The following is a 14,679-nucleotide window of genomic DNA, read 5'->3' as shown; positions in this document are numbered from 1 at the left end:
GGCATATTATTTAATAAAATTCTACAAACAATCGACCGAAGAACTGGAGAAACAATCCGCATATAAGAAAATAATGCAATTAATTTCGGAAATGTCTCTTGAGAATCTTGAAAAGCTCCACAGGAATTTTCTTGGTGAACCAATTGATGAACATATTTTATATTATTTAATTAAAGAAGAAATAAAGGCAGGAAAAGAAAAAGATGCTGAAAGGGATTTTAAGGTTCTGACCCGTAGATTTCCTGAGACAGTGTATGCTGAAGAATTTACTGATTTTAAAAGACTCACTGAACTTGGAACAGCAACCGGTAAGGCAGGAATTTTGTTGCCCGTAACCGGTAAATTTAGCCGTTATGGTGAAAAATTGAAAGAGGTCTTAAAAATTTTTAGCAAAAATAATTATCTTTCATTCTCAACGATATTAATGGATACAAAATCTGATCCGGTTGACGCAATCCTTGCAGCAAAGGAACTCATTGATGAGAAAAAGGTTGATTTTATTATCGGTCCAATATTTTCTGTTGAGGCATTAGGTGTTTCTGGATATGCAAGTGCAAGGGCTGTTCCCCTTATCATCCCGACAAATATTGAATTAAAATTGAATAACCTACCATTTGTTTTTACACCCTCACAAACACAAGAACACCAGGCAAAGGCAGTTGCTCGTTATTGCACAAAACAACTCGGTCTTGTTAGATTTGCTGTGCTATTTCCAGAAATTCAGCGCTATGCAACAATCGCCAGTATCTTTGTTGAAGAGGTGAAAAAAAATGATGGAGAAGTCGTTGCAGTTGAATCATTTAATCCGGATTCGGTGACATTGCGATACGAATTAGAAAGAATAAAAAAGAAGAAACCCGAGGCAATTTTTCTGGCAATGGATGGAGATATGATTATCAATGCTACACCCCAGATACATTATTATGGCCTTGAAAATGTTAAAATATTGGGAATTGATGTATTTGATAACGAACGGGTGGTGAGGCTTGGTGAAAAATATGTAGAATCTGCGGTCTTTGCAACATCAGGAATTGATACTGCTGCAGTGCAGGAATTAAAGAAGAACAATTTTTACTCTGAAGATCAAGTTATCACGAAATTCTTTCAAACCCTATGGGCACTACGTCAGTTATCTAATTATGAGCGTGTGAATTTATCAAGTAAATTATCTGAAGTTTTATTAAAAGAGAGGGTTTATAACATCAAAACCATAAAAAATGGTGAATTTTTAAAATTGACAGAACTAAGGATCGAATAACGGAGGTCTTTATGGCAAAAAAGGAAAAGAAAGAAAAAAAAGAGAAAAAACCTGAGGCACTGGTTGAAGTCAAATTTACAAACAAGAATTATTTACTTTTTGGTGCCGGGCTTGTTTCATTGATAATAGGCTTTATACTTTTAAGGAACGGCGATATAGTGCTCGCACCAATATTATTAGTGCTCGGTTATCTTGTCTTCTTCCCATTAGGTATTCTTCTGAAATAGAGTTTAAAAATTCCAAAATTTTTTGATAAGCCCAATAAACTGGGCAGATACAGATATGTCTCTTAATAAAGAAATAAGAGAGTGGGCAAAAGAATTAGGAATAGAAGTTAAATTTACTTCTGCTGCGCCATTTAAAAAAGAATCTGCAGAGATAAAAAAACAGCGTGAAAATGGTTTGTTCCTCAATGATAAATACTGGTCAGAGAGAGATATCAATGAGTTCTGCAATCCAAGATTTATATTACCTGAAGCAAAATCAATAATAAGTTCGTTTTTATTCTATCTTACGCCCGAGGAAACAGATCCTTCTACACCCGGAAGCCCTTATGGACTCGTTGCCCGTTATACCCAACGCAACTACTATAAGGAATTGAAAAAAAGATTAAAGAAACTTGCCGGGATATTAAAGAAAAAATATAAGGCAAATGTTGCGGTGCATTCCTGTGGTCCGATTGCAGAAAAACCCATAGCACAGAGAAGTGGAATCGGTTATTATGGAAAACACAGCATAATAATCAACCCAATTTATGGTTCCTGGATTGTTTTGGGTGAGATAATAACCGACCTTGAATTAGAACCTGATGAGCCATTGAATGTTGATTGTGGAGGATGCCGGAAATGTATTGATGCCTGTCCAACTAAAGCAATAATAGAACCTTATGTGATTGATAGAAAGAAATGTATCCAGAGTTTGACCAATTATCTTGACACAATCCCGAATGATATTGCGTGCGTCTGGTCAAATCGTTTATATGGTTGCACAACCTGTCAGGAGGTATGCCCGATAAATAAAAAAATTAAACCAGAACCGCCTAAGACCGACATCGGTGTAGTAGGTACTTATCTACCTTTGCTTGAGATTCTACAAATGGATGAAAAGACCTACCGGAATAAATATAAAGATAATCAGATAAGTGCGCGCTGGATAAATTTTGAGGCAATAAAAAGAAATGCCCTTATTGCACTCGGTAATATTAAGGATAAAAAAACGATTGATTTAATAAAAAAATTCACAAATTCCGGCAACGGGATTTTACGCGAAACTGCGGCCTGGGCGTTGAGCCAATTTTAAAATGGCAAGATTATCACAGAAATTTCGGACGGCAATTTTAAATCCTGAAGTTGCGCCGAAAATTATATTAAATAAATTTAGATCAAACGTTAGTTATCACATTCTTAAAACTCGTTCCCTGGCACCGGAGACGATTAATATTTATCCCACATTTAGATGTAATCTAAAATGTGAAATGTGTTTTGAAAAATATGCACGTGTGGAAAAGGAGATGGAAATTCAAGATTGGCTAAGAATAATAGATGAGATAAAAAAATTTAGACCCAGAATTCATATTTCCGGTGGCGAACCATTTGTTTATAAAGATATTGTAAAAATCATTGAATACATAAAGAAAAAAAACCTTTATCTTCACATTACAACCAATGGAACATTCCTTGAAGATTATGCAGAAGAAATTAAAAAATTCAATGTCAATCGGATTGATATCTCAATAGACGGGATAGGGGATATCCATGATAAGATAAGGGGAGTTAAAGGAACTTTTGAGAAGATAATCAAAGGACTTGATAGATTGAATAATTTAAAAAGGCATTTACCAATTTTGAAGATAAATTCAATAATAAATATTGCGAACCCCGAAAAAATGAAAGATATCGTTCATATTGCGCAAGAATATAAAATTAATATCATCCAGTTTATCTACCCACTTTATCTTGATGAAGAAGCAATATTAAACCACAAAGTATTTTTGTCAAATAAAATTAAAAAAAGCCTGAATTACTGGTGTTATGCAAGCCATTATAGACCACCTTCAGGTGATTTTTTTACGATTCAATCGGTAATAAGTGAATTACCAAAAAAGAAATTAACCATAGAGATATTCCCTAATTTCAATGCGGAACAATTTGGCGCATACTATAAGTCATCTAAAGAATTTGATCGGGTTTATAAAGGTAGATGCCGGGCAATGTGGAATACGGCAACGATACTTCCTGATGGTAGTATAGAATCATGTCCGGACTATGTTTTCAGCAATATTAAAGAAAAAAAATTTTTAGATAGTTGGAATAACCAAATTATAAAAGAACTCCGCAAATTTATTATTGATAAAAGATTCTTTTCCGTCTGTCGTGCCTGTTGCTTTTATTATCAGTAAGGCGTGGAAATATTACTCAATCACGACTAACCTGGCGCTGCTAAGGTCATTCTTTATAAAATAAACCCCGGCGCTTATCTGATTTCCCCTATAATCATTTAAATTCCAGAACAGTCTATTGGTGGTGGAATTATCAAGTGTTTGAATAAGTTTACCTGCTGCGTCATAAACTTTTAACTGAGTCGGAATTGCACATTCTATTAAAACCCTGCTGCCTTTCCGCACAAGATTTGGTATAACTACCAATTGCTTTTCTATCTTTTCGGTACCAATTACAATCTCTTCAATTCCGGTACCACGGTCAATGGTCAATTTCACATAATTACCTGTATTCTGGGTTGTCCCGGTCGAGGCATTATCACTTGTCATGTTATATACCCGGCGTGAAATTGTTTCATTCGTTCTCCACATTGAGACACCTACTCCATTATCACCATTCCAGCGAATTTCCACAAGAAGATTAGAGGTATTGTCATATTCAAAATTGACCGGCCATTCAAGCCAATTATTTGCAGAACCACCAACAGTAAATGAAGAAGAATCAATTTGCAATTGGGGTGTATTCCCGGCATAATTATCATCAAATACAGTGGTTAGCTGAGTGACGGTAGTATGACAAAGATAGAATCGAAAGTTATTATAAATGCCAACGTTATTATCCGAAGGCTGGAATGCAAATTTTATGATTTTCCCGGGTGTGTTTATCTCAGTTTGAAGAAATAAAACCTGGAATCTACAGGCATCATAAGATTGTCCCCAAAAAGGTATATAATTTCCGATATATGGAGTTCCTATAATGACTTCGGTTGTGTCGGCTTGCGCTGCAATTAAAATAACGGCTACGACAAAAACCAATTTTTTCATGTTCCCTCCTTGCTATAATTTACCAAAAATATTCAATATGTCAATAAACATTTTGATTAAAAAATTGAATTTTTATCTTGATTTTATATGCTAATTAAATATTATTTTATCAGAAGTTAAATTATGAAAAAAATTTTCGTTACGATTAAAAAGCAGAAAAGCCATTATGTCTTACTCCTATTAATTATTACTCTTGCTTCATATCTACGCTTCAGCGGATTTGATTGGGCTATACCTAAAAAACCATATTATCGTGCTGGATTCCAGGATGAACCATTCGTGATAAATATGCTCCTGCAGATGAAACCAAATGATTTAAATCCTCATTACTTTATTAATCCTTCTTTTCATTATTATACGCTGCTCTTGGTGATAAAGATTGGACATTGTTGCGGTTATATCAAAAATTTTTCGCTTCCCACAATGACAAATCTCCTGGGACAACCTGTGGAAAATATGACCCTGAATGATTATCAGAAATTATATATCGTTGGAAGGTTTATTACGATAATTGAAGGAATCTTAACCGTTCTTTTTGTATATTTAATAGGCACAAAACTTTATGATAAAAAAACTGGATTGATCGCTGGATTTATTTTCTCAATCCTGCCGACAGTTGTATTTCAATCACATTTTTTTATTGTAGATAGTCCAGCAGTCTTCTGGTCAATGCTATGTTTATATTATCTGGTGAAAGTAATAGATAGAAAAGAGATAAAAAAAAGTTGGTTTATTTTAAGCGGCATTCTCCTTGGTTTAGCACTGGGAACAAAGTACATGAATATATTATTGATATTTCCTTTTTTAACAATTTTTTTATCTAAAAGTCGTAAATTAGGATGGAAGTATCCATTAATGATATTCATAATAATGAGTGTAGTATTTTTTATAACAACCCCATATAGTTTAATATCATTCCGCGAGTTTTTATTTGGGGCTCCAGATGGTTTTGGTGGCATTTTTGGCCAGAAGGGGCTCTTTGCCTATAATAAATATCCTGCAAATCCAATAAAACCTTTTATATATGTGATATACTATTCGTTGAGATTACCACTTGCAATATTAGCGTTTATTTGCATTGGATTTATACTTTACCGAAGAAATTTATCGGATAAGATTCTATTATCATTTTTAATTCCATTTTATATAATCATGGCGATCTCTCCTTCACCACACTTGCGCCATTCCCTACCTGCCCTTCCTTTTATTGCAATCATAATTGCCAGTGCATTTACTGGATTGCTTAAATTCATAAAAAACAGATTTCTTTTATATTGTTTTATCAGCTACTCAATCATTTCATTTATTTACACATTTTTATTCACAATGGCTATGCTTGATAGAATGCGCTATTCAGATACCCGTTTTGAATTTGCTGACTGGGTTTTCAAAAATATTCCTGCAAAGACAAGTGTCGGGTGTCCAACGGTAATGCCTTTTAGATATACACCGCCGGTTGAATACCCTATGTATGATGGGAATAACTTTGGCCCAACTTATGAGGAAACTTTAGCCAATCTCTATTATGATTTTATCAAAACGAACTATGATTATTACTCATTGCTTTATTTCGCACCGCAATATTTTTTCATTACCCAGACAGAGATTCAGGAACTTCCCTATAATGAAGTGGGTGAAGTAAATGGTCGTAACTTTATACGCCGTCTTTTTAATCAGAATCATTATAAACTTATCAAGGTGTTTGAAAGAAAGTATAATATCTTAGGATTTGAATTTGAACCGTCATTTCCTAATTTAGATTGGAATCCCGTGAGCCAGAAGATATATCTTTTTAAAAAGAATTTTTGATTTGTATTGACAAGATGACTAATTTTATTATAATAAAAAATGAAAGAATTTAGAATAAAACAAGGACTAACATTTGATGATATTTTGTTAGTGCCCCAGTATTCTGAAGTATTACCCCGTGAGTGCGATGTAAAAACCAGATTTTCACGCAATATAAAATTAAATATTCCTCTGGTGAGTGCGGCAATGGATACGGTGACGGAATCGGCAATGGCAATTGCAATTGCCCAGGAGGGCGGAATCGGTGTCATTCATAAAAATCTAACAATTGAAGAACAACAAAAAGAGGTGCGTAAGGTCAAAAGGGCTGAGAGCTGGATGATAGTAAATCCAATCACTGTTACCGAGAATATGAGTATCCGCGAGGCAAAAGATTTAATGGAGAAAAATGGTATTTCCGGAGTCGTAGTGGTGGATAATGAATTCCACCTCGTGGGTATGCTTACAAATCGTGATATAATCTTTGAGGACGATCTCAATAGAAAAGTCAAAGAAGTTATGACAAAGGATAGTTTGATAACTGCACCCGAAGGAACAACCCTGGAACAGGCACGCAAAATTATAAAAAAATATAAAATTGAGAAATTACCCATCGTTGACCGTAAAGGAAGATTAAAAGGGCTTATAACAATAAAGGATATAGTTAAAAAAATGGAGCATCCAAATGCGAATGTTGACAAAGCTGGAAGATTACGTTGTGCTGGAGCAGTTGGTGTAGACAAAAAGACAATTGACCGTGTGTCCGCACTTGTAGAAGAAGGGGTTGATGCGATTGTTGTTGATGTTGCACATGCACACTCCAGGAGTGTAATTGCAATTATAAAAGATATCAAAAAAAGATTTCCTGATATAGAACTTGTTGCAGGGAATATTGGCAATCCTGATGCGGCACTTTATCTTGCAAAACTGGATGTGGATGCAATAAAAGTGGGAATTGGACCGGGTTCAATCTGCACGACAAGAATCATTGCAGGAATAGGTGTTCCCCAGGTTACCGCGATAATGGAATGTGCCAAGGTGGCAAAAAAATATAATATTCCAATCATTGCCGATGGTGGGATTAGATATTCGGGTGATATTGTGAAGGCACTCGCCTCTGGTGCATCCTGTGTTATGATCGGAAATCTTTTTGCTGGAACTGAAGAGAGCCCGGGTGAGACGATTCTCCTTGAGGGTAGGAGATACAAAGAATATCGGGCAATGGGCTCTTTATCAGCAATGAAGCGTGGTTCAGCCGATAGATATTTCCAGGAGGCAGCAAAGAAACTTGTACCTGAAGGGGTTGAAGGTAGGGTCCCTTATCGCGGTTATGTTAAGGATGTGATATTCCAGTTGATTGGTGGATTGAAATCCGGGATGGGATATTGCGGTGCAAAGGATATCAAAACCCTGCAGCGCAATGCCCGGTTTATAAGAATAAGCCCGGCAGGACTTAGAGAGAGCCATCCTCATGATATAACCATTACCAAAGAAGCACCCAATTATGAGATCCGAGGGTTTTAGTCCTCCCTTCACCGAGATTGCACCATACTACGACAGATTGATGTCTTTTATAAATTACCGTTCCTGGGTAAATTACATAGAACGGATAATACTGATGCACAATATTGAGGAAAGAACCATACTTGATATTGCCTGTGGCACCGGTGTCTGCATTGAATTATGGCTGAATAAAGGTTATCAGGTAATAGGTCTTGATGCCTCAGAACAAATGCTTGAAATTTGCAGGCAGAGGCTTTCTCCACAGTTATTTAATGAAGGACGGGTAAAATTGATAAAAGGTGATTTGAGAAATTTTTCTGTAGATGAAAAAGTTCCTGTGATCACCTGTCTTTATGATAGTTTGAATTATTTACTGACTCCTGAAGAAATGCTTGCTTGTTTCAAGTCAGTTCATTATAATTTAAAACAGAATGGGGTCTTTATCTTTGATATGAATACAATCCATGCCCTCCAGGTTGAATGGGGAAATCAGACATTTGAAAGAAGGGATGGTCCAATCTATTCAATATGGAATAATACATTTGACCCCCTGACACGGATATCCACATTGAAACTCACACTCACTGTTTATGAAGATGGTAAAACTCTTACAATCAAAGAATTACATCAGGAAAGGGCATATCCGATAGATGAGATAAGGAATTTGATTAAGTCCGCGGGTTTTGATATTTCAATCTATCGTCATCTCACTTTCAATCCTGCGAGTGAGTTTGACACAAGAATAATGGGCGTTGCAAGAAAAATATGATGATTGCAGATCTGCATATTCATTCAAGATTTTCCCGTGCCACATCTCAAGAGATGTCCATCCCCAAGATTGCTGAATATGCAAAATTGAAGGGGATAGGAATGGTGGGTACGGGTGACTTTACTCATCCTGAATGGTTGAAGGAACTTAAGGAATACCTTCAATTCAAGGATGGAATATATGAATACTCGGGGGTTAGGTTTGTACTCTCTGTAGAAGTTAATAACATATACACAAAGGATGGAAAACTGCGCAGAATTCACAATATTATATTTGCCCCAGATTTCCAAACCGCAGAGAAGATAAATAATTTCCTCTGTAGATTTGGTAAACTTGAGGTTGATGGCAGACCGACACTTTCCTTAGCAACCGACGAAATGTTAAAGGCACTCCTTGATATTTCACCAGATATCTTCCTTGTGCCATCCCACATCTGGACTCCCTGGTTTTCGCTTTTTGGTTCAAACTCAGGTTTTGATTCGATTGAAGAATGTTTTGGTTCATTGGCGGATAAAGTTTTTGCTCTGGAAACCGGTCTTTCATCAGACCCGGCAATGAATTGGAGATTGTCCTGCCTTGATAGATTTACCCTGCTCTCTAACTCTGATGCCCATTCACCAAATAGACTGGGGCGTGAGGCAAATGTCTTCAGCGAAGAACTTAATTACCAGGGATTAAAGAATGTGCTTGAAAACAAAGACCGAAGTAAGTTTCTATACACAATTGAATTTTATCCCGAAGAAGGCAAATATCATTATGATGGTCATCGCCGATGTCAGGTCAGACTTTCACCCAAAGAGGCACGTTTAAATAATAATCTTTGCCCGGTATGTTCAAGAAGCATAACCGTTGGTGTATTGCATCGGGTTGAGATGCTTGCAGACAGACCAGAAGGATTTATTCCAGAGAATAATATCCCTTACAAAAATCTCATTCCCCTTGAAGAGATAATTGCCGAGGCAATGGGAGTAGGAAGAGAAACTGTGGGTGTAAAGAATGAATATATGAGGCTCTGTAAATTATTTGGTAGTGAATTTGAGATTCTATTGAATACACCGATTGAAGAATTAAAAAACAATACGCAGGAGAAAATTGCCCTCGGTATTGAGAAGGCTCGGAAAGGCAATGTGATTATAAATCCAGGTTATGATGGCGAATTTGGGACGATAAAATTATTTGACCAAAAGGGAGTTGCGGAGGCACAACTTGGACTATTTTAAAAATATCTTAAAAAATGTCCTGCATATTGTTGGTAGAAATATGTTAAATTCCCTCTTGACAAAAGAAAAATATTGGATAAAATAGTAAGATTATAAAGGAGGTATGATGAGAAAAATTCTTGCTATAATGGCGGTTGTTCTATTATTTGTCGCTTGCGACTTGGCAAGAGAATCGGCAAAGTTGAAGCCGGATATAGAGATTACCTTTATTAATCCAGTAGCCGCTCCAGTGGACGGGGGTGGTATTGTGAGTATTGAAGAGATACACTTCGTAGCAAAAAACTCAGTTGATTGCACGGTAGAGAAGGTGCTGTGGGAATATTACACGAAAGACGATGTGCGATTCTTCGGTCCTTTTGAAGTTCCGGTTTATATGAAGGTAAAAGGAATTGTTGATCCTGCTGTCGTTGATACATCAATTCTTGAAGGTGTGCCTTTACCTGTTGATACGGTGCTGATTTATCTGGTTAACAATAATTTATATGAGGCGAAGGCAAAGATCTCTTTTGTTGCTTATGATGATTATTATGGCACACGGACCGATACAGCGGAATGCCAGTTTGGATTGTATAGAAATCCATAAGATTGCTTTGAAGATTGAAAAAGGGGACTCTTCAGTCCCCTTTTTTATTTTGCAGAGTGAACTCTGCTACTACATTTTACAAATTATTAAGCCTTGAATACCTTTTTTATCACAATTTCAAGTATATCAAGTCCGGTATGGAGTTCTTCTTCGTTTATCACCAGTGGTGGAATGATTCTTATTGCTGTTTCTCCTGCACCGAGGATCAATAAACCCTGTTTGAATGCTTCATAAACAACCCCGTCTCTTTTGTCTTTTATAGGTGTTTTGGTCTTTCTGTCCGCAACCAATTCAATTCCAATCATCAATCCTTTTCCCCGGACATCGCCAATAAATTCATAGCGGTCTTTTAATCCATTCAATCTCTTTATTGCAATCTCGCCGAGTTTTGCCGCATTGTCAACCAATCCGTTTTCTAACAATTCAATTGTCTTTAATGCCGAGGCGCAGGATACAGGATTGCCACCGAATGTTGAGGCATGGGCACCGGGTGGCCAATCCATCAGACCGCTATTGGCAACACAGACACCGAGCGGCAATCCAGATGCAATACCCTTGGCAATACAATACATATCTGCCTTCGTATTAAAGTGTTCTATTGCAAACATCTTGCCAGTTCTGCCCATACCTGCCTGGACTTCATCATCAACAAGAATTATATCATAATCACTACACAGTTTTCTGAGTGCAGGTAGGAAGCTATCCGGTGGAACGACATATCCGCCTTCGCCCTGTATTGGTTCAACGAAAATTGCCGCAACTTCTTCGGGTGGTGCTATTTTCTTAAAAACAACCTCTTCAATATATCTTACACACTCAAGATTGCATTTAGGATAAGAAAGATTGAAGGGACAACGATAACAATATGCGTAAGGAACATGGGTGACATCAGGAAGGAGCGGTCCGAAAAATCTTCTTTGACCTGCTTTTGAAGAAGTAAGTGATAAGGCACCATAGGTCCTGCCATGGAAAGCACCGGTGAATGCAATATATCTTGGCCTACGCGTATGATACCGTGCAAGTTTCATTGCACATTCCACTGCCTCAGCACCTGAGTTTCCAAAGAATACTCTTTTATTCTTTCCACCGGGTATAATCTCAGCAAGTTTTTCTGCAAGCTCAATCTGATACGGATAATAAAAATCAGTGCCGGACATATGGAGCAATTTTTCTGATTGCTCTTTGATTGCCTTTACAATCTCAGGATGGCAATGACCTGTAGCAAGGACTGCTATTCCTGAAGAAAAATCAAGGAATTCATTCCCATCAACATCCGTAACCCATACTCCACTACCTTTTTCAATCACCGCAGGATAGGCCCTTGTATAAGAAGGCGATATAAATTTTGAATCCCTTCTTAGAAACTCCCGTGCCTTTGGACCGGGTAATTCAGTAATTATTTTTGGTTTCTTCATAATTTTTTAGGTATTTAGGTTTTTTGGACTTTTAGGCATTTACTCATTCCAAGTATCTATCTGCGCCCTTTGTAAAGTTCCTGAGTAGTCAATATAAACGGTCTTTACCTCGGTAAATATTTCATAAGCGGTCCAACCGCCTTCACGATGTCCATTTCCTGTATTCTTCATACCACCAAATGGTAGATGGCATTCTGCCCCAATTGTTGGAGCATTGATATAAACAATTCCTGTTTCAGCAAGTTCTGCTGCCTTCTGGGCTTTATTCAGGTCGTTAGTATAAATACTTGAAGAGAGTCCATAGGTCGTGCCATTCAATATCTTTATCGCCTCTTCAAAATTCTTTGCTTTTATTACCGAAAGAACCGGTCCAAATATCTCTTCCTGGGCAATCCTCATTGTGGGCAGAACATCAATAAATACTGTTGGTCTATAGAACCATCCTTTTGCACATTCACCTTCAGTATATGGCTCTCCACCAGTCAACAATTTTGCACCTTCTTTTTTGCCAATATCAACATACATAGCAACGGTATCTCTCTGTCCTTTATTGACAAGGGGACCTACATCAACCGTTTCATCCAGACCATTGCCAAGTTTCAATTTTTCGACCCGCGCTTTTAGCATTTCGCAGAATTTGTTATAAATGGGTTCTTCAAGTATCAATCTTGATGTTGCGGTGCATCTCTGACCTGTTGTACCAAATGCGCCCCATAAAACTCCGTCCAAGGCGAGTTCTAAGTTTGCATCCGCAAGCACAACCTGCCCATTCTTGCCACCGAGTTCAAGTGAGCATCTCTTTAGTGTCTTCCCGCAAACTTCACCTATCCTTCTTCCAATATCGGATGAACCGGTGAATGATATTCCAACAATGTCCGGATGGCTTAACATTGCTTCACCGATTTCTCCACCACCGCCATAGATAATATTCAATACGCCTTCAGGTAATCCTGCTTCATAAAGTACCTGGACGAGTTCTCCTGCAGATGCAGGGGTATCGGTTGCAGGTTTAATGATTGCCGTATTGCCACTTAAAATACAGGGGAATATCTTCCATGAAGGAATGGCAACTGGAAAATTCCAGGGTGTGATAAGTCCCCACACACCGAGTGGATCACGTCGGGTAAAGGCAATTTTATTGGGCAATTCTGAAGGAACTGCATAACCAAAATATCTCCTGCCCTGTCCTGCAGCATATAAAGCAGTATCAATCCCTTCCTGGTAATCACCCCTTGTTTCTTTTATCACTTTACCCATTTCCCTGGTCATGAGCCTTGCTGCCTCTTCTTTCTTTGAAATCATAATCTCGGCGGCGCGGCGCATAATTTCTGCCTTCTTTGGTAATGGGATTGCGCGCCATTTTGGATATGCCTTTTTTGCTGCCTCTATTGCCATATTCAAATCTTCAGCATTTGATTTTGGAAAGATACCAATAACTTCATCCCAGTTTGCGGGATTTCTATTTTCAAATGTCTTACCTGATTTTGAATCAACAAATTTGCCATTTATAAAATTTTTATATTCCTTCATTTTATCACTCCTTTTTATGGATAATGATTATAACGAAAAATATCACAAAGTCAATATATATTGACTTTTAATATTTTTATCCTATAATCTTTGTGTATGAGGCTTGATCTTTTTTTAAAAAAGACCCTGATTATCAAACAGAGGTCTGCGGCGAAGGAAATATGTGATAAAGAATTGGTAAGGGTGAATGGGGTGATTGCAAAACCTTCAAAAGAGTTAGAGGTTGGAGATGTGATTGCAATAGAGACTATAAAGGGTATTAAAAAATATAGGGTTTTGAAGATTCCACAGGGAAATGTGAAGAAAAATGAGGTGGCTGAATATTATGAAGATTGCAGTGACGATAGGTGACCCTTCAGGGATTGGACCAGAACTTATTCTGAGAACTCTACCCCAGTTCTTAAAATATAAGCCATTGATATATGGTAACAAAAAGATTTTTAAAAAAACTGCTAAAGAACTAAACCTTGTAAAAAATTTTTATTTAATAGAAGATTTTATTACTGATACGTTGCCTGATGTAAACTTCCGATTTGGCAAACCTGATGAGAAAACGGGCAAAATTGCCATTGACTCAATGAAGTCTGCATTGAGTGATAATCCTGATATTCTTATCACGGCACCGATTGTTAAAAATGTAATAAAACGATTTTTAAAAAATTTTGTTGGTCACACAGAATTCCTCGCAGAATATTTTAAAATCAAAAACTTTGCCATGGTAGGAATATTAAAAGATAAACGAATTATGTTTCTGACGACCCATCTTCCTATTGCCGATGTTCCATTTAAGATAGAAAAATCAGAAATTCTTAATAAACTTCTGCTATTTGATTATGGGCTCAAAAGATATTTTCAAATAAAGGAGCCGCGCATAGGCGTATCCGCACTTAACCCTCATGGTTCTGAATTCGGTTATGGTGAAGAGAAGGTTATTGAACAGGGAATTAATCTTGCCGTGAATAAAGGAGTAAATGCATTTGGACCTTTTCCTGCGGACTCTTTATTCAATAAAAACTTTGATGGCTTTCTTGTAATGTATCATGACCAGGGTTTTGTTTATTTAAAATCAAGAAAGGGTGGCGTAAACTGGACACTCGGTCTTCCGCTCATAAGAATTTCGCCTTTATACGGCGCTGCCCTTGATATTGCCGGCAAAAATCTTGCTGACGCCTCAGGAATGGTAAATGCAATAAAGATTGGGATAAGAATGTTCAGGGAAGGAGGTAAGAATGATATCTTTAAAAAGAATTAGGGAATTGAATTATTTATTATGCATTTTATTTATTTTTATGTCTTGCGGGAAAAAGGGCGATGTGAAAAGCGCAGCGGAAGCGATAAAAAGAGGAAAATA

The 14,679-nt window shown here is 37.1% G+C and carries 14 protein-coding genes; 11 read left to right on the top strand and 3 right to left on the bottom strand.

The window, feature by feature from the left end; translation table 11 throughout:
* From ABIL69_10940 to ABIL69_10925, 4 genes are all read left to right on the top strand, one after another.
* Positions 1-1,258, top strand: a 1,258-nt coding sequence (locus ABIL69_10940) for a penicillin-binding protein activator (GenBank protein ID MEO0124503.1), incomplete at its 5' end; no start/stop codon positions are given.
* A gap of 11 nt (positions 1,259-1,269) precedes the next feature.
* Positions 1,270-1,485 carry a hypothetical protein gene (locus ABIL69_10935; protein ID MEO0124502.1) on the top strand — a complete coding sequence of 72 codons (216 nt, stop codon included), beginning with the start codon at positions 1,270-1,272 and terminating at the stop codon, positions 1,483-1,485.
* Between the two features lie 55 nt (positions 1,486-1,540).
* Positions 1,541-2,557: a tRNA epoxyqueuosine(34) reductase QueG gene (gene queG, locus ABIL69_10930; protein MEO0124501.1), complete on the top strand. Its 1,017-nt coding sequence runs from the start codon at positions 1,541-1,543 to the stop codon at positions 2,555-2,557.
* Between the two features lies 1 nt (position 2,558).
* Entirely contained in the window at positions 2,559-3,656 is a 1,098-nt protein-coding gene (locus ABIL69_10925; protein ID MEO0124500.1) for a radical SAM protein, read from the top strand.
* A 12-nt stretch (positions 3,657-3,668) separates the two neighbouring features.
* Here the strand turns inward: ABIL69_10925 and ABIL69_10920 are convergent, their stop codons facing one another.
* A complete protein-coding gene (locus tag ABIL69_10920) occupies positions 3,669-4,520 on the bottom strand; it encodes a hypothetical protein (GenBank protein ID MEO0124499.1) in 852 nt (283 codons plus the stop codon).
* Between the two features lie 123 nt (positions 4,521-4,643).
* On the opposite strand from ABIL69_10920, the gene ABIL69_10915 reads away from it, so the two are divergent.
* From ABIL69_10915 to ABIL69_10895, 5 genes are all read left to right on the top strand, one after another.
* Positions 4,644-6,329 carry a glycosyltransferase family 39 protein gene (locus tag ABIL69_10915; GenBank protein MEO0124498.1) on the top strand — a complete coding sequence of 562 codons (1,686 nt, stop codon included), beginning with the start codon at positions 4,644-4,646 and terminating at the stop codon, positions 6,327-6,329.
* A 39-nt stretch (positions 6,330-6,368) separates the two neighbouring features.
* Entirely contained in the window at positions 6,369-7,832 is a 1,464-nt protein-coding gene (gene guaB, locus ABIL69_10910; protein ID MEO0124497.1) for an IMP dehydrogenase, read from the top strand.
* Positions 7,813-8,580, top strand: a complete 768-nt coding sequence (locus ABIL69_10905; GenBank protein ID MEO0124496.1) for a class I SAM-dependent methyltransferase — start codon at positions 7,813-7,815, stop codon at positions 8,578-8,580. Before guaB ends, ABIL69_10905 begins: the two co-directional genes overlap by 20 nt.
* The gene (locus ABIL69_10900) at positions 8,577-9,800 is read left to right on the top strand and encodes an endonuclease Q family protein (protein ID MEO0124495.1); all 1,224 of its coding nucleotides are present in this window, start codon (positions 8,577-8,579) and stop codon (positions 9,798-9,800) included. The genes ABIL69_10905 and ABIL69_10900 overlap by 4 nt, the downstream gene beginning before the upstream one ends.
* Positions 9,801-9,906: 106 nt before the next feature.
* The gene (locus ABIL69_10895; protein ID MEO0124494.1) at positions 9,907-10,383 is read left to right on the top strand and encodes a hypothetical protein; all 477 of its coding nucleotides are present in this window, start codon (positions 9,907-9,909) and stop codon (positions 10,381-10,383) included.
* Between the two features lie 86 nt (positions 10,384-10,469).
* Here ABIL69_10895 and ABIL69_10890 read toward each other — a convergent pair whose 3' ends face one another.
* Positions 10,470-11,798, bottom strand: coding sequence for an acetyl ornithine aminotransferase family protein (locus ABIL69_10890; GenBank protein ID MEO0124493.1), 1,329 nt, complete (start codon positions 11,796-11,798; stop codon positions 10,470-10,472).
* Between the two features lie 39 nt (positions 11,799-11,837).
* A complete protein-coding gene (locus tag ABIL69_10885) occupies positions 11,838-13,328 on the bottom strand; it encodes an aldehyde dehydrogenase family protein (GenBank protein ID MEO0124492.1) in 1,491 nt (496 codons plus the stop codon).
* Between the two features lie 96 nt (positions 13,329-13,424).
* On the opposite strand from ABIL69_10885, the gene ABIL69_10880 reads away from it, so the two are divergent.
* Together ABIL69_10880 and ABIL69_10875 are read left to right on the top strand one after the other, a co-directional pair.
* Complete coding sequence (locus ABIL69_10880) at positions 13,425-13,679, top strand: S4 domain-containing protein (protein MEO0124491.1); 255 nt, start codon at positions 13,425-13,427, stop codon at positions 13,677-13,679.
* On the top strand, positions 13,654-14,580 hold the full coding sequence (locus ABIL69_10875) for a 4-hydroxythreonine-4-phosphate dehydrogenase PdxA (GenBank protein MEO0124490.1): 927 nt from the start codon (positions 13,654-13,656) through the stop codon (positions 14,578-14,580). Before ABIL69_10880 ends, ABIL69_10875 begins: the two co-directional genes overlap by 26 nt.
* Positions 14,581-14,679: the final 99 nt, after the last annotated feature.

The organism is candidate division WOR-3 bacterium (genome assembly GCA_039802005.1).
Taxonomy (GTDB): domain Bacteria; phylum Hydrothermota; class Tepidihabitantia; order SM23-42; family JAOAFX01; genus JAOAFX01.
The sequence above is the reverse complement of the archived record's forward strand: the minus strand, read 5'-3'. Positions and strand labels throughout refer to the sequence as shown.

Coding starts and splice junctions, on each gene's coding strand:
- ABIL69_10885 (MEO0124492.1), bottom strand. CDS start 13,328: ATGAAGGAATATAAAAATTTTATAAATGGCAAATTTGTTGATTCAAAA.
- ABIL69_10875 (MEO0124490.1), top strand. CDS start 13,654: ATGAAGATTGCAGTGACGATAGGTGACCCTTCAGGGATTGGACCAGAA.
- queG (MEO0124501.1), top strand. CDS start 1,541: ATGTCTCTTAATAAAGAAATAAGAGAGTGGGCAAAAGAATTAGGAATA.
- guaB (MEO0124497.1), top strand. CDS start 6,369: ATGAAAGAATTTAGAATAAAACAAGGACTAACATTTGATGATATTTTG.
- ABIL69_10895 (MEO0124494.1), top strand. CDS start 9,907: ATGAGAAAAATTCTTGCTATAATGGCGGTTGTTCTATTATTTGTCGCT.
- ABIL69_10890 (MEO0124493.1), bottom strand. CDS start 11,798: ATGAAGAAACCAAAAATAATTACTGAATTACCCGGTCCAAAGGCACGG.
- ABIL69_10905 (MEO0124496.1), top strand. CDS start 7,813: ATGAGATCCGAGGGTTTTAGTCCTCCCTTCACCGAGATTGCACCATAC.
- ABIL69_10900 (MEO0124495.1), top strand. CDS start 8,577: ATGATGATTGCAGATCTGCATATTCATTCAAGATTTTCCCGTGCCACA.
- ABIL69_10935 (MEO0124502.1), top strand. CDS start 1,270: ATGGCAAAAAAGGAAAAGAAAGAAAAAAAAGAGAAAAAACCTGAGGCA.
- ABIL69_10880 (MEO0124491.1), top strand. CDS start 13,425: ATGAGGCTTGATCTTTTTTTAAAAAAGACCCTGATTATCAAACAGAGG.
- ABIL69_10925 (MEO0124500.1), top strand. CDS start 2,559: ATGGCAAGATTATCACAGAAATTTCGGACGGCAATTTTAAATCCTGAA.
- ABIL69_10920 (MEO0124499.1), bottom strand. CDS start 4,520: ATGAAAAAATTGGTTTTTGTCGTAGCCGTTATTTTAATTGCAGCGCAA.
- ABIL69_10915 (MEO0124498.1), top strand. CDS start 4,644: ATGAAAAAAATTTTCGTTACGATTAAAAAGCAGAAAAGCCATTATGTC.